At 61.1% G+C, this 18,608-nt stretch carries 11 protein-coding genes and 1 pseudogene; 6 read left to right on the forward strand and 6 right to left on the reverse strand.

Annotated features, from left to right (window positions below):
* Nucleotides 1-202 precede the first annotated feature (202 nt).
* On the reverse strand, nt 203-3,580 hold the full coding sequence (locus DAD186_RS01795) for an ABC transporter ATP-binding protein/permease (protein ID WP_065247260.1): 3,378 nt from the start codon (nt 3,578-3,580) through the stop codon (nt 203-205).
* A gap of 97 nt (nt 3,581-3,677) precedes the next feature.
* Here DAD186_RS01795 and DAD186_RS01800 point away from each other — a divergent pair, with 97 nt between their 5' ends.
* Both DAD186_RS01800 and DAD186_RS01805 read left to right on the forward strand, forming a co-directional pair.
* Entirely contained in the window at nt 3,678-4,382 is a 705-nt protein-coding gene (locus DAD186_RS01800) for an exonuclease domain-containing protein (protein WP_065247261.1), read from the forward strand.
* A 10-nt stretch (nt 4,383-4,392) separates the two neighbouring features.
* Nucleotides 4,393-5,505, forward strand: coding sequence for a GuaB3 family IMP dehydrogenase-related protein (locus DAD186_RS01805; protein WP_065247262.1), 1,113 nt, complete (start codon nt 4,393-4,395; stop codon nt 5,503-5,505).
* A 77-nt stretch (nt 5,506-5,582) separates the two neighbouring features.
* Here DAD186_RS01805 and DAD186_RS01810 read toward each other — a convergent pair whose 3' ends face one another.
* Nucleotides 5,583-6,800, reverse strand: coding sequence for an acetate/propionate family kinase (locus tag DAD186_RS01810; protein ID WP_236886270.1), 1,218 nt, complete (start codon nt 6,798-6,800; stop codon nt 5,583-5,585).
* 18 nt (nt 6,801-6,818) lie between these two features.
* Nucleotides 6,819-8,879, reverse strand: a complete 2,061-nt coding sequence (gene pta / locus DAD186_RS01815) for a phosphate acetyltransferase (RefSeq protein WP_065247264.1) — start codon at nt 8,877-8,879, stop codon at nt 6,819-6,821.
* An 82-nt stretch (nt 8,880-8,961) separates the two neighbouring features.
* On the opposite strand from pta, the gene DAD186_RS01820 reads away from it, so the two are divergent.
* The 3 genes from DAD186_RS01820 to guaA are packed head-to-tail and all read left to right on the forward strand — an operon-like array spanning nt 8,962 to nt 11,856.
* Nucleotides 8,962-9,804: an SURF1 family protein gene (locus DAD186_RS01820; protein ID WP_065247265.1), complete on the forward strand. Its 843-nt coding sequence runs from the start codon at nt 8,962-8,964 to the stop codon at nt 9,802-9,804.
* 41 nt (nt 9,805-9,845) lie between these two features.
* Nucleotides 9,846-10,226, forward strand: coding sequence for a DUF3817 domain-containing protein (locus tag DAD186_RS01825; protein WP_065247266.1), 381 nt, complete (start codon nt 9,846-9,848; stop codon nt 10,224-10,226).
* Nucleotides 10,227-10,251: 25 nt separating this feature from the next.
* Nucleotides 10,252-11,856, forward strand: coding sequence for a glutamine-hydrolyzing GMP synthase (gene guaA / locus DAD186_RS01830; protein WP_157457067.1), 1,605 nt, complete (start codon nt 10,252-10,254; stop codon nt 11,854-11,856).
* A gap of 63 nt (nt 11,857-11,919) precedes the next feature.
* Here guaA and DAD186_RS10800 read toward each other — a convergent pair.
* The 3 genes and pseudogenes from DAD186_RS10800 to DAD186_RS01850 form a co-directional block, all read right to left on the reverse strand.
* Nucleotides 11,920-13,216 (reverse strand): annotated as a pseudogene (locus tag DAD186_RS10800) (IS3 family transposase).
* Nucleotides 13,217-13,375: 159 nt separating this feature from the next.
* Complete coding sequence (locus tag DAD186_RS01845) at nt 13,376-14,365, reverse strand: GNAT family N-acetyltransferase (protein ID WP_065247268.1); 990 nt, start codon at nt 14,363-14,365, stop codon at nt 13,376-13,378.
* A gap of 50 nt (nt 14,366-14,415) precedes the next feature.
* Nucleotides 14,416-15,969, reverse strand: coding sequence for an MFS transporter (locus DAD186_RS01850; protein ID WP_065247269.1), 1,554 nt, complete (start codon nt 15,967-15,969; stop codon nt 14,416-14,418).
* 415 nt (nt 15,970-16,384) lie between these two features.
* On the opposite strand from DAD186_RS01850, the gene speC reads away from it, so the two are divergent.
* A complete protein-coding gene (gene speC, locus DAD186_RS01855) occupies nt 16,385-18,562 on the forward strand; it encodes an ornithine decarboxylase (protein ID WP_065247270.1) in 2,178 nt (725 codons plus the stop codon).
* Nucleotides 18,563-18,608: the final 46 nt, after the last annotated feature.

The following is an 18,608-nucleotide window of genomic DNA, read 5'->3' on the forward strand; positions in this document are numbered from 1 at the left end:
TGGTGAAAAATCGCCGCCACACGGAGAAATTCCAGGGTCTAACGCCGTTTTTCACCACTTCCAGGATCGGCTGGGGTGACAGGTGGATACCGGGGGGTGGCAGGTGGAAGCCGGGGGGGTGACAGGTGGAAGCCGGGGGTGGCAGTCGAAGCCGGGCTGGGGTGAGGCAGTGCCGCCCCGATGGTATGGGCTCGCCCAAGGGCTACTCGGAACGGAGCGCTTCGACCGGGTCCTGCCTCGCCGCCCTACCCGAGGGGATCACGCCCGCGAGCACGGTGAGCAGCACCGAGATCGCCACGAGAATGACGCCCGCAACGGGCGGCAGGCTCGCAATGTTCTCCACGTCGAATTTTTGCTCGACGATGATGTTCGCCGGAATACACAGCAGAAGCGTGACGCCAACGCCGATAAGACCCGCGAGAAGCCCCTCGATCACGGTTTCCGCATTGAATACGTGGCGAACGTCGGCCTTTGACGCCCCCACCGCACGCAGGATGCCAATTTCCTTGCGCCGCTCGAGCACGGAAATATAGGTGATGATGGCGATCATGATCGAGGAGACCACGAGCGAGATCGACACGAACGCGATGAGCATCCACGTGATGACGTTGATGATGCTCGTGACCGAGCTCATGAGCATGCCCACCATGTCGGTGTAGACGATCTCCTTGTTCTTCTCGCCCCGCGCTTTGGCCTGTGCATTGTAGGAGTCGAGAATGGCCTTGACCTTGTCCTTGTCCTTGAAACTCGCAGGGTAAATATCGACTTGATCGGGACTCGTGCGGTCAGCCCAGCCGAGCTTTTCGAGATTGTCCTCGTAACTTGCCGCGCGCGTCGACACCATGGTCGACATGAACGCCGCGAGCTCTTCTTCGTCCATGTTCATCTCGAACGCGTCGGCGAATTTCTCCGGGTCGACGCTCATGGCCTTCGCGAAGTTCTCGCCCATCTGGGACATCGCGCCATTGATCTGGCTCTCGATTTCACTTTGCAGCGCGGTCATGTACTGCTGCATCATCGCGCCGATGGCGTTCGTCAAATACCCGCCAATGGCCTGTTGAATTTGGCTTGCGAGGGCGCCGCCGAGCTGCGTGGAAAGCTGTTCGGCGATGGCGTTCGAAAGATCGCTGCTCACCGCCGAGGAAATCTCCTGGAGCGCCGGGTCCTCACCGAGAGCATCGGAAAGCTGCTGCTCGAGAAGCTCCCGATTGACGACCCGATCGGAGTTCGAAATCTCCTCGATCTTCGCGCGGACCTCGTCGGTTTGGAGATACTCGAGCACTACTTCGGCCGTGTCCCTGTCGGGAATCTGGTCACCGTCGGAATCGGCATGGGCCGCGTAATATGTCTGGAAACCCTGGATGAGCGCACCCGCTTCGCCGCTGAGGTACTCGCCGGCACCCGGCTGAATCACCTCGCCTTCAAGTGCTTTCGCAAGGACGCCCGGGAGGTCGATATCGGCGAGCTGAGGGTAGCGGGCCGTGAGATCGGCAAGGTCGAGATCCCCCACGTCCACGTTCGGGCTTCCGACGGCTGCCGCGCTCGGATCGAGACTCGAGAGGTCAAGGTCGCTCATGTCGAAGGAGCCGGGGTCGAGGTTCGGCTGAGGCATTGAACTGAGGTCGAGCCCGCCGAGGTCCATCTGGAGCTTCGACTCGTCGATCTGGAATGCGCCGCGGATCTTCTCTTGGTCGACCGTAAACAGGGAGCTCATATCGAAGTCGTCGCCCTGATCGTCGTTTTTGAGTTCGTCGAATGTCTTTCCGGTGAAAACGTCGACATCGGGATGCGCCCGCTGCTCGTGGACGATCTCGGACTGGGCAGCTTCGGTGATGACCTCGTCCGTGAGGGCGGGGAGATAGGAGATACCCTGCTGGAGCGCGCCCATGTCCTCACCCTCGTTCGGGCGCACGATCCCCACGACCCTGAGGCGCTCGCCCTTGTCGATTTTTTCGCGCATAAAGTCGGCGTCGTTGCTGCGGTCGATCCACGTGCCCGTGTCGTCGTTGTGGGTGTAGGTCTCGAAGGCATTCACGCGAGAAAATTCGGTGCCAATGATCTGATCGAAGGCGTATTCGCCTGGCTTTGTGGAGGCTTTCTCACCCGAGGAACCGTCGGAATCTCCCGTGGCCCGGCCCGCCTGCATGTTCTCCATCATCTCGTCGAGTTTCGCGTGATCTTTGAGCCCGAACGTGTATTCGTAAAGATCGGGCATCTCACCGTTTTCGTCGAGAACGAGCACGAGTTCGCGAGAATTCTTGGGCCAGTGCCCGCTGAGAACCCGGTATTTCGACGTGTAAAGATCGGTGTTCGCGGGTAGCTGCCTAAAGGCGTTCATGGAGAACATGGAGCTCGCGGGGCTCATGGAAAAGCCGCCCGCATACTGGGAGAACGCCTGCTCGGGGTGCACCTGCACCGGTTTGTCGGTGCCGAGCGCATAGATCTGAGGTTCGGCCGCATACGAGTATTCGATCGCCTTGACGTAGGAGTTGATCCCTCCGCCGTTAGCGTCGAAATACTTCTTGAGGGAGGCGAGATCGTTAGTGCTCGTCGAATTCATCGAGCGCGTGTACATCTCCACGGCGCGCACCGTGTTCGCTTTTTCTTCGCCCTTGGGCTCGGCATTCGCGAGTCCCGATTCCATCGAGACCCCCGTTTTTTGGATGCTGAGCGGGTAGTTCGCGAGCGCGTTTTCCTCGGTTTTATCGATGTAGCTGTTGACGCCGTTGGCGAGCGCGAGAATCGCGGCAATGCCGATAATGCCGATCGAGCCCGCGAACGAGGTCATGAGCGTACGGCCTTTTTTCGTCATGAGGTTGTTGAAGCTCAGCATGAGCGCCGTGAGAGGCCCCATTCGCGTGTTGCGCGTGGGCTTCGCCGCGCGCGTTTCCTCAAGGGCCGGATCGAATGGAGCGGAATCGCCCACGACCTGACCGTCGGCGAATTCCACGACGCGCGTGGCGTACTCGTGGGCGAGTTCGGGGTTGTGGGTCACCATGATGACGAGGCGGTCGCTCGCGACCTCCCGAAGAAGATCCATGACCTGAACGGAGGTTTCGGAGTCGAGTGCGCCCGTGGGTTCGTCGGCGAGGAGGATCTCGGGGTCGTTGATGAGGGCGCGCGCGATCGCGACGCGCTGCATCTGCCCGCCCGAAAGTTGGCTTGGTTTTTTGTGAACGTGATCGCGAAGGCCCACTTTGGTGAGGGCGTCGAGCGCGCGCTCGCGGCGCGCAGAGCGGCCGACGCCTGAGAGCGTGAGAGCGAGCTCAACGTTCGCGAGGACGCTCTGGTGGGGGATGAGGTTGTAGCTCTGGAACACGAAACCGATGCGGTTATTGCGGTAGCGATCCCAGTCGCGGTCTTTGAAGTTTTTCGTGGAAATCCCGTCGATCACGAGGTCACCGGAATCGAAGTGATCGAGGCCTCCAACGACGTTGAGCATCGTGGTCTTTCCGGAGCCGGACTGCCCGAGGATCGCCACGAATTCATTGTCGCGGAAGGCAACGTTCACGCCCGCGAGGGCGACCTGCGTGAAGGATCCGGTGGTGTAAGACTTCGTGATGTTGTGGAGTTCGAGCACGGCTCTCCAATGGCGAACGGCGGGGACTTCCTCGCGGGGGTATCTCCATCGTAGGTGCGTGGAGTTTAAATGTCTCACCCCCGCGTAGGCTTGTGACATGAGTTGGATTGACGGCCCGATGCTGGGCTTTGATACGGAAACGACGGGCACGGATACGGCGAATGATCGCATCGTGACCGCGGCGCTCGTGTTCTCCACGGGGCCGGGCCGCGAGGGGGAAACGATCGCCACGTGGCTCATCAACCCGGGCATGGAGATCCCCGAGCAGGCCTCGCGCGTGCACGGCATCTCGAGTGAGCACGCGCGCGCCTACGGCATGGAGCCTACGCCCGCGCTCGAAGAAATCGCACTCCGCATCGTCGAATGCCTCGAACAGGGCGCACCGATCGTCGCGTTCAACGGCGGATTCGATCTTTCGATCATCGAAGCGGAACTTCGCCGCAATAACCTTCCCACGCTCGAGGATCGTCTTGGCCGTGCGATCGCGCCGGTGGTGGATCCGCTCGTTCTCGATCGCGGGCTTGATCGCTACCGCAAGGGCAAGCGCAACCTCTCGACCCTCATGGAGGTGTACGGCGTGGAGGAGCCGGAAGGCAATATGCATACGGCCGATGTCGATGTGTCCATGACCCTCGATGTGCTGCGGGCGATGGCGAAGAAGCACACGGTGATCGCCGAGAGCGACCTCGCCGAACTCCACAAGAAGCAAATCGAATTGCATCGCGCGTGGGCGGAAAACTTCATCGAGTACCTGAAGCGCCAGGGCAAAACACCCGACGTCAATCCCGTGTGGCCTCTGTAGACTGGAAACCGTGCAAAACGAAATCGAAATTGGACGCAATAAGCGGGGCCGCCGCACCTACGGCCTCGATGATGTAGCCGTGGTGCCCTCCCGCCGCACGCGGGATCCCGAGGACGTCTCGACCTCGTGGCAAGTGGATGCCTACCACTTCGACATCCCGATTTTCGCGGCCCCCATGGATTCCGTGATGAGCCCCGAAACGGCGATCCAGCTCGGCCAGTTCGGCGGGCTTGGCGTGCTCGATCTCGAGGGCCTGTGGACCCGCTACGAGAATCCCGAGCCGCTTCTCGAGGAGATCGCGCACCTTGATCCTGGCGACGTGCACGGCCGCATCCGTGAAATCTATGCGGAGCCCATCAAGCCGGGCCTTATCCGCGAGCGCATCACGCAGCTTCGCGAAGCCGGCGTTGTGGCGGCGGGATCCCTCTCTCCGCAGCGCACTCAGGAGCACTGGAAGAGTGTCGTGGATGCGGGCGTGGACATCTTCTTCATTCGCGGCACGACCGTGAGCGCCGAGCACGTCTCGGGTAATCGCGAGCCGCTCAACCTCAAGCGCTTCATCTACGAGCTCGATGTTCCCGTGATCGTGGGCGGCTGCGCCACCTACACGGCGGCACTGCACCTCATGCGCACGGGCGCGGCGGGGGTTCTCGTGGGCTTCGGCGGCGGCGCGAGCCAAACGACGTGGGAGACCCTCGGCATTTCGGTACCGCTCGCCTCTGCTGTCGCGGATGTCGCCGCAGCGCGCAGGGATTACATGGACGAGTCGGGCGGCCGGTACGTGCACGTGATTGCCGACGGCGGCCTGGGTCGCAGTGGCGACATCGTGAAAGCCATCGCGTGCGGGGCCGACGGCCTCATGGTCGGTGCTGCGCTTGCACGCGCCACCGAAGCTCCCGGTCGCGGCTTCCACTGGGGGAGCGAAGCGCACCACCCCACGATGCCGCGCGGTCACCGCGTCGAGGTTGGCCAGGTGGCGCCGCTCGAGCAGATTCTCTTTGGCCCGGGTCTCTCGGCCGATGGCACCACGAATCTTGTGGGCGCGCTGCGCCACGCGATGGCGACCACGGGCTACACGGACCTCAAGGAATTCCAGAAGGTCGAGGTCGTGACGACCCGCTAATCCTCGAAAGAAAAATGGGGCTCGCCGTTGGTGGCGAGCCCCATTTTTGTACGGCAATGTGAGCCGTGTGGAGGCTGTTAGCCGCGCGCGACTTCGAGAGTCTGCTGCGCGATCGCGAGCTCCTCGTTCGTGGGGTACACGAGCACGGTGACCTTCGATTCGGGCGCCGAGATGATCCACGGCTCCTTCTTGCGCTGCGCGTTCGCTTCTTCGTCAAGAATGATGCCGAACTCCTCGAGGCCTTCGAGGGCGCTCGAGCGGGCGAGCGAGGCATTCTCGCCGATGCCCGCGGTGAACGTGATGACGTCGAGGCCGCCGAGGATGAAAGCGTAGGCACCCACGTACTTCTTGACGCGGTGGGCCCACATGCCGAGCGTGAGCTTCGCGTTCTCGTCGCCGGATTCCACGGCGGCGGTGATGTCGCGGAAGTCGCTCATTCCGAGCTGGCCCATGAGGCCCGACTTCTTGTTGAGCAGCGTGTCGACCTCGGCGGGATCCATGCCGGCCTGGCGGCTGAGGAGCGCGTACACCGACGGGTCGATGTCGCCCGAGCGGGTGCCCATGACGAGCCCCTCGAGCGGAGTGAGACCCATCGAGGTGTCAACGGGCTTGCCGTTCTTGACGGCGGAGGCAGAAGCGCCGTTGCCGAGGTGAAGGACGATCTGGCGGAGATCCTCGCCTTCGCGGCCGAGGAAGCCCGGCACTCGCGAGGAAATGAACTCGTGGGAGGTGCCGTGAGCGCCGTAGCGGCGGATTTTGTACTGCTCGGCGACCTCCTTGTTGATCGCATACGTGTATGCCTCAGGCGGAAGCTGCGTGAAGAACGACGTATCGAACACGACGACGTGGGGGAGGTTCGGCAGGAGCGCACGGGCACCGTTGATGCCGTCCACCGCCGCGTAGTTGTGCAGGGGAGCGAGGGCACCGAGCTCGTGGATCTGGTCGCGAACCTCGTCGGTCACGAGGGTAGCTTCGGGGAACACGGCGCCGCCCTGGACCACGCGGTGGCCAACGGCGCTCACGGTTTCCTCGGTGAGTTCAACGCCCACCTTCGCGAAGAGTTCCTCCACGACCTGCATGCCTTTGACGTGGTCGGGAATCGCCCCCTCCCACGTTTCTTCCTTGTCGCCGGCTTCGATCGAGGCGTTGCCAGTGGGCAGCGTGATGCGCTCAACGATGCCGGAGGCGGTCACGTGGTTTTCAACGGGGTCGATGAGCTGGAACTTGATCGAGCTCGAACCCGAGTTGATCACGAGAACATTGCTGTTGGTCACGGTTTCTCCGTTCGTAGTCAAGAGGGGGCGTCTCGCCCGTCAGTTCTGGTTTTGCGCCTGGATCGCGGTGATCACGACGGTGTTGATGATGTCCTCGACGAGGGCGCCGCGCGAAAGGTCATTCACGGGCTTGTTGAGTCCCTGAAGAACCGGGCCGATCGCAATCGCGCCCGCGGAGCGCTGCACGGCCTTGTAGGTGTTGTTACCCGTGTTGAGGTCGGGGAACACAAACACGGTCGCGCGTCCTGCGACTGCCGAATCGGGAAGCTTGGTCTTGGCGACCGAGGCGTCCACAGCGGCGTCGTACTGGATGGGGCCTTCCACGTTGAGGTCGGGGTGGTTTTCCTTGACGAGCGCGGTCGCTTCGCGGACCTTGTCAACGTCGGCACCCGAGCCACTCGTGCCCGTGGAATACGAGAGCATGGCGATGCGCGGGTCCACGCCGAACTGTGCGGCCGTCGCGGCAGACTGGGCGGCGATGTCAGCGAGCTGCTCGGCGGTCGGATCAGGGTTCACGGCGCAGTCGCCGTATACGAGAACGCGATCCTCGAGCGCCATGAGGAACACGGAGGAGACGACCTTCGCGTCGGGCTTCGTTTTGATGATCTGGAGTGCCGGGCGGATCGTGTGGGCAGTCGAGTTGACCGCGCCGGAGACCATGCCGTCGGCGTAGCCCATGTGGACCATCATCGTGCCGAAGTAGGAGACGTCCTGGACGGTGTCGCGTGCCTGGTCGAGTGTCACGCCCTTCTTTGCGCGCAGGCGCGCGAACTCTTCGGCGAACTTCTCGACGAGTTCTTCGTCGTGTGGCGAGACGATGCGGGCCTCGGTGATGTCGTGGCCGAGCTGCGTGGCCTTCTGGCGAATCACGTTTTCGTCGCCGAGAAGCACGAGGTTGGCGACACCGCGGTTGAGGATGACCTCGGCCGCGGCGATGATGCGGGGCTCATCGCCCTCGGGAAGCACGATGGTTTTCTTCTCGCCCTGGGCGCGCGCGATGAGTTCGAACTGGAACATCATCGGGGTCACGACGTCGCTCTTGGCGAGGTCGAGGGCGGAGATGAGCTCGTTCATCGAGAAGTTTTCGGCGACGAGTCGGCGGGCAGCGTCGACCTTTTGCGGGGTCGAGGTGAGCTTGCCGTCGATGTTGCTCGCGGCAACGGCGGCCTCGAACGTGTTTTCTTCGGTCACGATGATGGGCAGATCTCCCGTGCCGAGGGCCTTGATTTCCTCGGGGAGGTCGTAGCCGCCAGTGAGCACGAGCGAGCTGAGCGAAGGGAACGTCCCCGACTGCTGCGACATGAGGATGCCCTGGATGAGATCGTAGCGATCGCCGGGGGCAATCACGGTGCTCGACTCGTGGAGGTTTTTGAGCACATTCGGAAGACCCATCGCGGCTACGACGATGTCGAGTGCCACGCGCTCGAGAAGCTCCGGCTCCCCCTGAACGACCGTGCCGTTGACGGCGTCCTTGATCGCGTTCACGCTCGGCGAGTACACGATGTCCGATTCGGGAAGAGCCGCGGTAATGACGCCCTCGGGGAGGGCCTTGGCGATCTCCTCGCGGGTCTGGGGGAGGTTCTCCGGCTCGGCGCGGTTGATGACGACGGCGACGGGGGTCGCGTGGTTCTGTGCGAACTCGTGGAAAGCGATCTGGGCCACGGTTGCGGCCTGCTGCGGGTCGCGGCGGCGCGAACTGACCACGAGGACAACGGGGGCGCCGATATTCGCGGCCACGGTGGCGTTGAAGGCCACTTCGGTGGGGTTCGCGAGGCCGTTGTAATCCGAGCCGAGCACGAGCACCGCTTGATACTTCTCGCGCAGCTCCTGATAGCGACGCATGATCTCTTCTTGCGCCTTCTCAGGATTGGAGTTCACGAGGTCGTAGGTGACGCCAAGCGCTTCCTCGTAAGTCTGACTAACGCCTGGGTGCGAGGTGAGCAGCTCAACGGCGGAGTCACGGTCGTGGCGCGAATCGATGATCGGCCTGAACACGGCGACGGTTTCCGACGTGGCGACGAGGGCTTCAAGGAGGCCGAGGGCAACGGTGGACTTGCCGGAGCGTCCTTCTGACGAGGTTACATACACACTGTGAGACACGTCTTCTAGGATAGGTCTACCGGTTGGACGCTGCCCGGGAACTGAGGGCCCATTCGCTCAATCTCACGCCTACACTTAAAGAATGCTCCGCGTCGCTCTTCGCCCCAAATTCCTGGGCCTGTTCGCCCTCATGGCGGCAGCGACCCTCGTGTGCGGGCTCCTCGCGAACTGGCAGTTCGAACGGGCCACGCGCGCACTCGATGCCCATGACGAAACGGCAACCGCGGCGCCCGCCCCGCTCGAGACGCTCATGGAGCGGCACAAACCCGTCACGAATGAGACCCAAGGTCGCCTCGCGTCGTTCACCGGGGAGTTCGTGCCTGGCGAGCAGGTTTTCGTTCCCGAACGGGAAATCGATGGGCGCAAGGTCGCCGTCGTCGTGACCAACGCGCGCATCACCGATGGCCCCCTGAACGGCACGTCCATTCCGGTGGCGCGCGGTTACACCGCCGCACCCTCGAGCGAGTGGGACAGCCTTCCTGAACCCCCCGCCGGTCCACGCACAATTGTCGTGAGGCTCGAGGCCTCCGAGGAGGCAAGCGGCACCGTGTCTCACGAAGGCGATGGGGGCGCGGCAACCGTCGGAACCCTTTCCTCCACCCTGCTCGTGAACGTGTGGGAGGGGCCCATGCTGGCCGGGTACGGGGCGATCACGAGTGAGGCGCGCGAGTACATGGCCGGGTCGGGGGAGTCCGACGCCGCCCAGGCGGACGCGTGGCAGAATCTCGGGCCGCTTCCCGCCGCTCAATCAGAATTTGCGAGTGGTCTCAACCTCCAAAATTTCGGCTACATGCTCCAATGGATCCTCTTTGGCGTGTTTTTCCTCTATATCTGGTGGCGAAGCGTGCGCGCGACGTACCTCGATGAGCAAGCTGAGCGTAGGCTCGAACTCGAAGCGCGGCTCGCCGGCGAAAGCCAGGAGTAGCCGCCACCTTCCCGTCCCTGTCAGTGCCGCAAGGAGGCCCCGTGGCTCGCAAGCCGCTCGATGAAACTCAGATCCGCACGTCATTCGCCCGCTTTCGGGTGGCCTCGATCGTGGAAGGCGTCGCGCTGCTGATTCTCGTCGCGATCATGATCATGCGCTACCTCGTGTACGGAGGCCAAAGCGACCTGTGGGCAACGATCTCGAAAACGTGGAGCCCCATCCACGGGCTCATCTACATGATCTACGTCGTGCTCGCGTTTGACCTGTGGAGCAAGATGCGCTGGGGCCTGGAGCGGATGCTCCTTCTGATGTTTTTCGGCGTAATCCCCGTGCTGAGCTTCTTCGGCGAGCGCTGGACTCACGCGAAGGTTGAGCGCGATCTCGCCGAGCGCCCCACGCTTGGCGATGCGGCGGGCCAGTAGTACGCACATTAGGATGGAGAGCGTGATGAACGACAACCAGCTCAGCACCCAGCAAGACCCGGTCCTCGTCGTCGATTTTGGTGCGCAGTACGCGCAGCTCATCGCGCGCCGCGTGCGCGAGGCGAACATTTACTCCGAGGTCGTCCCGAACTCGATGAGCGCGAGCGAGATCCTCGCGAAGAACCCGAAAGCGCTGATTCTCTCCGGCGGCCCCAGCTCCGTGTACGCCGATGGCGCCCCGAAGCTCGACCCCGCGCTCCTCGAGGCGGGCATCCCCGTTCTCGGCCTGTGCTACGGCTTCCAAGCTATTGCGCAGGCTCTCGGTGGAAAGGTTGCCCCCACGGGCACGCGCGAATACGGCGCGACCCTGCTCACTGAAATCCAGGGCGATTCCGTTCTGCTTGCGGGCCAGGATCTCCACCAGAACGTGTGGATGAGCCACGGCGACAGCGTGCACAAAGCACCCGACGGTTTCGACGTGATCGCTGTTTCCGCGGGCTCACCCGTTGCGGCTTTCGAAAACCGCGAACGGCGCATCTTCGGCGTCCAGTGGCACCCCGAAGTCAAGCACTCGGAGCGCGGCCAAGAAATCCTCGAGAACTTCCTCTACCGCGGCGCCGGCATCACGCCCGAATGGACGATGTCCAACGTCATCGACGAACAGGTCGAGCTGATCCGCAACCAGATCGGCGAAGACGGCACCGCCATTTGCGCCCTGAGCGGCGGCGTCGACTCCGCCGTTGCCGCGGCCCTCGTGCAGCGTGCGATCGGCGACCGCCTCACGTGCGTGTACGTCAACCACGGCCTCATGCGCCTTCGCGAATCCGAAGAGATCGAGCGTGCCTTCAGCGGCTCTACGGGTGGCGCAAAGCTTGTCGTGGTCGATGCCGAGGAACGCTTCCTCACCGCGCTCGCGGGCGTTACCGACCCAGAGCAAAAGCGCAAGATCATCGGCCGCGAATTCATCCGCGTGTTCGAGCAGGCGCAGGAAGATATCCTGCGTGAACAGGGAGTTGTTGATGGCGGCGAGGCGCGCCGCAAGGCCTTCCTCGTGCAGGGCACGCTCTACCCCGACGTTGTCGAGTCGGGTGGCGGCGATGGCACCTCCAACATCAAGAGCCACCACAACGTGGGCGGTCTCCCCGACGATCTGACCTTCGAACTTGTGGAGCCGCTTCGCCAGCTTTTCAAGGACGAGGTGCGCGCCGTTGGCTCGCAGCTTGGCCTTCCCGACGAGATCGTGTGGCGCCAGCCGTTCCCCGGCCCGGGCCTTGGCATTCGCATCATCGGCGAGGTGACGAAGGATCGCCTCGACACGCTCCGTGCCGCCGATGCCATCGCGCGCGAAGAACTTACCCTCGCTGGCCTCGACCGCGACATTTGGCAGTGCCCCGTCGTGCTTCTTGCCGACGTGCGCTCCGTGGGCGTCCAGGGCGACCACCGCACCTACGGTCACCCGATTGTGCTGCGCCCCGTGACGTCTGACGACGCGATGACCGCCGACTGGGCGAAAGTTCCCTACGACGTGCTTTCAAAGATCTCGACGCGCATCACGAACGAAGTCGACGACATCAACCGCGTGACCCTCGACGTGACGAGCAAGCCGCCAGGCACGATCGAGTGGGAGTAAACCCAAGAAAAGAGCGGGCCCGCCCCAGATGAACTGGCCCCCGAAAGTTGGACTGGTTTAATTCTAGGCGGTTAGGGCTTCAAGGGTCTGATTTCGATATTGCATCGGGGTCAGGCCCTTGAGTCGTTGTTGGATGCGTTCGGTGTTGTACCACTGGATGTACTCGTCGATCGCCTGGTTGAACTTTGCGACGGTGTCGAAGACTTCTCCGTGGTACATCTCGGTTTTCAAGTGCCCGAAGAAATTCTCCATGACCGCGTTGTCGTAACAGTTGGCTTTACGCGACATCGACTGAACACCACCGTTGTCATGAATGAGGTTGCGCCAGGTCGAATGCTGGTACTGGAAACCTTGATCGGTGTGGATCATCCACCCAGGTTCAGGCGCACACGTGTTAATCGTCTTAGCTAACGAATCGGCGGTGAACGCTGTCGACGGCGATGTAGCCACGGTGTGGGCAACGATTGAACGGTCGAACAGATCCATCACCGGTGACAGGTAGACCTTGCGGCCTGCGACCCTGAACTCGGTGACGTCGCTGGCAAAGACGGTATTGGGCTTATCTGGGGTGAACTTGCGGTCAAGCGTGTTGTCGGCAATGTGGCTGCTCGTCCCGCTGTAGGACACATATGGCCTGCGCTGGCGGACTTTCGCTCGAAGCCCCATCTCGCACATGAGTTTGTAGACGAGCTTGTGGTTGACCACCCACCCCTGGTTGCGCAGGTCAAGTAGCACTCGCCGGTAGCCGTAGCGATACTTGTTACGCTCGAAGCTTTCCCGGATCGCGTCTTTGAGCGCAGCGTGCTTATCCGGCTCGCTGAGGCGTTTCTGGTGGTAGAAGAACGTCGATCTCGGCATATCTGCCGCATCCAAAAGGTATTGCAGAGGATGCTGTGACTTGAGGATGACAATCGCCTGGACTTTCAGGCGCGTCCCTGATTCCTCAAGTCCCGCAATTTTTTTAGATAGGCGTTTTCCGCTTCCAACCGTGCGATCTGGCGACGCAGCTTCTCTTCCTCCGAGAGCGGCTTCGGCGCGACCGAGCCTTTGGGCCTGCCCTTCGGCTTCGGCATTAGTGCCTCATCGCCACCTTTGCGCCATTTCCACGACCACGCTCTGACTAACTGCTCTGATGACAGTCCAAATTCGCGCGCAAGATCCATCGCTGTCTCACCAGCAAGGTGGCGCTCGGCAACTTCCTTCTTGATGTCGAACGAATACTGCTGCTTAGTCGGTTTCTCCACAAGACATAGCCTGCCATGCAGCTTAAACCGACGATAGAACTTACGGACGGCGTATTTGGAGACACCAAGAGCATTCGCAGCGGCTTGAGAGCCCATGCCTTGCTCAAACAGTTCAACCAGCTGCTCGCGCTGATGCTCACTCAGCGAACTTCGTGCTCTCAAAGAAAACTACTCCCCACTAGTCGGTAACTGATTTCTCAGTCCAACTAATGGGGAGCAGTTCAAGATGGGGAGGGCCCGCTCTTCTATGCGGCCGAGCTGAGTGCGCTACCGGCCTAGAGAGTAATCTCCTTGTGCCACGTTTCTTTGCGGAAGTCCGGGCGCCAATGCATCTTCTCGTAAGCGAGGTTGGCACCCGTGGGGGAATCGGCATCAACGAACAACTCGCCCCTCGCGAAGCCGTGCTCGGTCGCAAGCGCATAGAACGCGTCGAGAAGGGCATGCGCCGCCCCCTTACCGCGCCCCTCACGCGTCACGCCGAGGTACTCGACATGGGCCGTGTTCGACTCGGGCAGCCATGAGGTCATGAGCGTTCCGATCACCACGGGCTCGGAGCCGTCCTCGGGAACGAGCTCCGCGAGGAGGTCACGATCCCATTCGTGGTGTGCATAGAGGTTCGTGCGCTCGCACCATTCGTCAAAGTTTTCCTCAAAGTGGTTGAAGTGATCCTCGAAAGCGTGCTCAAGAGCCGTGTGCGCGGCTCGGCGATCTTCCTCCTGGGCGAGGGTGCGCACGCGCACATTCTCAGCCACGCGGGGTGCCCGGGCGGCGTCGGACTCCCGATCGTGAATTTCCCGCATGCGTGCCGGAATATCCTGGTCCATGACCACCCACGTGCGCGCCTTCGCAAAACCGGCGTCGGTGAGAGCCTCCGCGCGAATGGTATCGGAGGGGCCAACTTCCGTGACAATCACAAAGCCCTCTTCGCCGCGCTTTTCACCGAGCGCTCGGGCTTGCTTCTCCACCCATTCGAGGCAGCGCGCCGCGTGCGCAATGTAAAACTCATCGCCGCGGCGCACAGCCCACTTCGCATCGATGCGGCCGCGAGCGTGATCGTGCACCATTGCGAATGCCACCACCGGGGCCGGATCTTCCTCGGTGCTGCGGTGTTCGCGGATCACCATTGCCGGATGGCCCGCCTCAATAGTGTTGATGAGGTCGGTGCCATCGAATGCCTCTGAGGGATCCGAGGCGCGCAAAAGATCCCGGGCAATAACGGCGATAGCGGGGTAATCAGCAGGGGTGGGTTTATCGACGATAGCCATGGCCGCAGCCTAGAGCAAAGACCTGCACCAAAACTGTGTTGAAAAGTCCTTTACTGCAGGTCAGGGGACTTCTGGGGCGGTTTCGTGCCGAGCTTGTCCTGGAGCTTCAAATGGAGTTCAGCGCGCATGCCGCGAAGCGCGATAATCGCGGCGGCGAAAGCCGCGAGACCCGCGAGATACATCGCCGCATTCTGCCCATCCACGAACGAAGCCTTCGCAAGGGTCCATGCGAGATCCGGGTTCGTGGAATTTCCCGGCTCGGCAAGCACCGCAGCCGAACCAATCGTTTGCTTCGCTTCCGCGAGCACCTGATCCGAAACCCCTAGCCCCGACTCTCGTGCGGACAGCGAAAGCCGATACGCGAGCATGCCCACGCCACCGAGAACCGCGGTGCCGAGAGCGCCGCCAAGCTCGTATGCCGTCTCGGAGATCGCCGATACGGAACCGGCTTCCTTATCGGGAGCCGACGACAAAATCGTGTCGTTCGTGAGCGGTTCCGCGAACCCGATGCCGAGACCGATGAGGAAGGTGCACAGGAAGTAGAAGAACGGGTCGAAATGCACCGTCACGAGTAGCGGCACCGTGAGGCAGCCAAGCCCACACGTGAGAAGCCCAAGCGCAACGAGCTGATTCGACCGGAACCTTCTGGCGAAAATCGGGGAAATAAGAGCACCGAGGATCGTTGCGACCACCATCGGCAATGCCCACAGGCCAGCCTCGATCGGCGAGAGCCCCGAGACCACCATGAGGTACTGCGGGAAGAAGAACAACGTGCCAATCGTGATGAAGTACGCGATGCCGTTAATGAGCGTTGCCGAACGGAACGTTGGCTCCGAGACCACATCCACATCAAGAATCGGGTTCTCGACCCGGTACTGGCGGCGCCAGAAAAGTGCGAGGCCGAAGGCCCCCACGACCAGCAGTCCCACCTGCCAAAGAGCAAAGTCCTCGATGAGAAGTTTGAAGCTCAGCACGAGCGCAAAAATTGAGGCGATCAGCACAACGGGGGAGAGGAGATCGATCCTTTCGGACTCCTCGCGATCCGATTCCGGAACGAAGAGCTTCGCGAGCACGACGAACGCGATGACGATCGGCACGTTAATGAAAAACACGTACCGCCAGTTCGCTACCTCGATCAAGATGCCGCCGAGCAGCGGCCCGATTGCGCTACCGCTCGAGAACGCCGCCGACCACAGCGCGAGCGCGAGGCGCCTCTCCGATCGCTTCTGGAAAATATGGCGAATTATGCCGAGGGTCGACGGCATGAGGGTCGCCCCGCCGAAGCCCTGAAGGGCGCGGCCAATGATGAGCATGACGGCCGACGTGCTGAATCCCGACATCACCGAGGCCGCGCCAAAAATCACGGAACCCCAGATCAATAAACGAAGACGCCCGAAGCTGTCACCAAACTTGCCCATGAGGATGAGCAGGCACGCGAGCACAAACGAGTATGAATCGACGATCCATAGAAGTTCGTTGGCCGACGGATGGAGATCCTGCGAGATGCCCGGGAGCGAGATGCTCAAAACCGTGACATCGATACTGATGAGGAAAACTGGCAACAGAACGACAGCTAGGGCAGCCCAGCGCGCTCTCCACGACATCTCTATACACCGTCTTAAATCTTTAGTTTATGGATCCAGTATATCTGAACGAGTGACCGCGCGGCCCGTCGGTGTGGGGAACATCGTTGTGGGTGTGTCGCGAACCACTGAAGAGTTCAGTGTCACACGGCGGTTGGGGCGCTCTCAGATCGGTGCGGTGGACGATGCGGGGTGACTGTGGGCTTTAGGGGGCGGTGGGTGCAGATTGGCGAAAGTGAGGCGTCCCCAAGGGACGGGTTGTCAACTTCGTCCAACTCGCGGGACCAGCGTCCTGGTGCTCCGGTGTCATCTGTGTGAGGATTTCATTAGACCTTGAGGCCTAGAACCCGGGCGGGTTAGCCATCTAGGTGAAAGGTTGAACAATGAAACAAATCCGTATCGTCAGAAAGGGCCCCGGCTCTGCCGAGGGATTGAAGTGAAAAACGGAAACGTAGTTGTCAGCGACGCGCTCGCTGAAAGTTATAAACGTTGGTTCCCAACCGAGCGCCAGGTTGTGGCTCTCAGCGAAAGCGATCTCACCGATGCTGCTGTGGTCGTTCTTTCCGAAGAGGACGTCCAAGACGGCAAGGGTAAAGAGGTCGAGGAGCTTGGCTGGGGTCTCCCGGTTATTGCGTGCGTGTCGGCCGAGCGTAAAGACCTCATTGGCAAAGGTGAAATCGATGACGTGATCACCAAAGACCGTATTCAGAGCGAATATTACGCACGTAAAGTCGAAAAGTTCGCGCGCCGCTACGACCGCGAGATCCTGCCCCCCTTCTTTGAGGCCCTGGTGGACTACCGCGATCTCGGCAACTCGAACTTCCCGAGCCCTGGCCACCATGGCGGCCAGTACTTCCGCCGGCACCCAACAGGTCGCCGGTTTTTTGAATTCTATGGCGAGAATCTCTTCCGCACCGACCTTTCCAGCTCGGACGTTGCGCTTGGCGACCTCCTGATCCACGAAGGCGCCCCTGAGGAAGCGCTTGACCGTGCAGCCGAGGTTTTCCACGCTGACGACACTTGGTTCGTTCTCAACGGCACTTCCTCCTCGAACAAGGTTGTCTTGAACGCCCTCCTCGCGCCTGGAGACGTCGTACTGTTCGACCGCAACAACCACAAGTCGATCCACCATGGCAGCCTCGTTATGGCGGATGCCAAGCCTGTCTACCTTGAGACTGAACGCAATGCGTTCGGTTTGATCGGCGGTATCGACGCGCATTGCTTCGACGAAGACTACATTCGTGAGCGTGTAGCGAAGGTTGACCCGGAGCGCGCCAAGGCTGAACGCCCCGTTCGCCTCGCGGTGTTCCAGCTTGGTACGTACGACGGCACGATCTACAACGCTCGCCGCGTCATCGATCAAATCGGGCACCTTTGTGACTACGTGCTGTTCGACTCCGCGTGGGTTGGCTACGAACAGTGGATCCCGATCATGAAGCAGTCGTCGCCGATGCTTCTTGAACTCAACGAAAATGATCCTGGCATCATCGTTACCCAGTCGGTCCACAAGGGTATGGCGGGCTTCTCTCAGGCTTCGCAGATCCACAAAAAGGACAACCACATCAAAGACCAGGCTCGTTACTGCGATTCCGATCGCTTTAACAACGCTTACATGATGCATGCTTCGACCAGCCCGTTCTATCCAATGTACGCTTCGCTGGACGTTAACGCACGCATTCACGCTGGTGGCTCGGGTGAGAAGCTCTGGGAAGAGGCACTTCGTGTTTCGATCGAAGCGCGCAAGATGATTCTGAAGGAGTGCAAGTACATTCGTCCGTTCCTGCCGCCGACCGTCAACGGTGTGAAGTGGGAAGACACCCCGACCGAAGAGATCATGGCAAGCCGTGAATACTTCGAGTTCAAGCCGGGAGAAACTTGGCACGGATTCCCGTCGTATGAGGAAGGTCAGTACTTCATTGACCCGATGAAGTTCCTTTTGACCACTCCGGGTGTTCGTAACACTGAGGACGGTTACGAGTACGAAGACTTCGGTGTCCCTGTCAATATCCTCGCGAACTACCTGCGTACGCTTGGAATCATCCCCGAAAAGTGTGACCTTAACACTATTCTCTTCCTTATCACTCCAGCGGAAACCCTTCCGAAGATGCAGGAATTGGTAGCTGCGCTTGTTCAGTTTGAACAAATGCTGGAAGAGGATGTACCGTTGGCCGAGGTGCTTCCGCGAGTTTACGCTGAAAATGAAAAGCGTTACCGCGGGTACACTATTCGCCAGCTCTGCCAGGAGATGCACGACTTCTATAAAGAGCGCGAAGTTGCGAAGCTTCAGCGGGCAATGTTCCGAGAAGAGACGCTGCCAAAGAGTGAAATCAGTGCGCGCGATGCGAACACTGCGCTCATTGCCGGAAACGTCGAGCTCATCCCGCTCAGCGAGGCTGAGGGCCGAATTGCAACTGAGGGCGCGCTACCTTACCCTCCGGGCATTATCTGTGTTGTGCCCGGTGAGGTGTGGGGTGGTGCCCAACTCAAGTACTTCCTCACACTTGAAGAGGGCATCAATGTGCTTCCCGGCTTCGCGCCGGAGCTCCAGGGTGTGCACATGGTGAACGAAGACGACGGCTCGACGCGAGCTTACGCCTACGTAGTCAAAAACTAAATAATTTTTCAAAGGGGTGGGGCCGCGGAGGCCCCCGGCCCCACCC

The organism is Dermabacter vaginalis, from assembly GCF_001678905.1.
Lineage (GTDB): Bacteria > Actinomycetota > Actinomycetes > Actinomycetales > Dermabacteraceae > Dermabacter > Dermabacter vaginalis.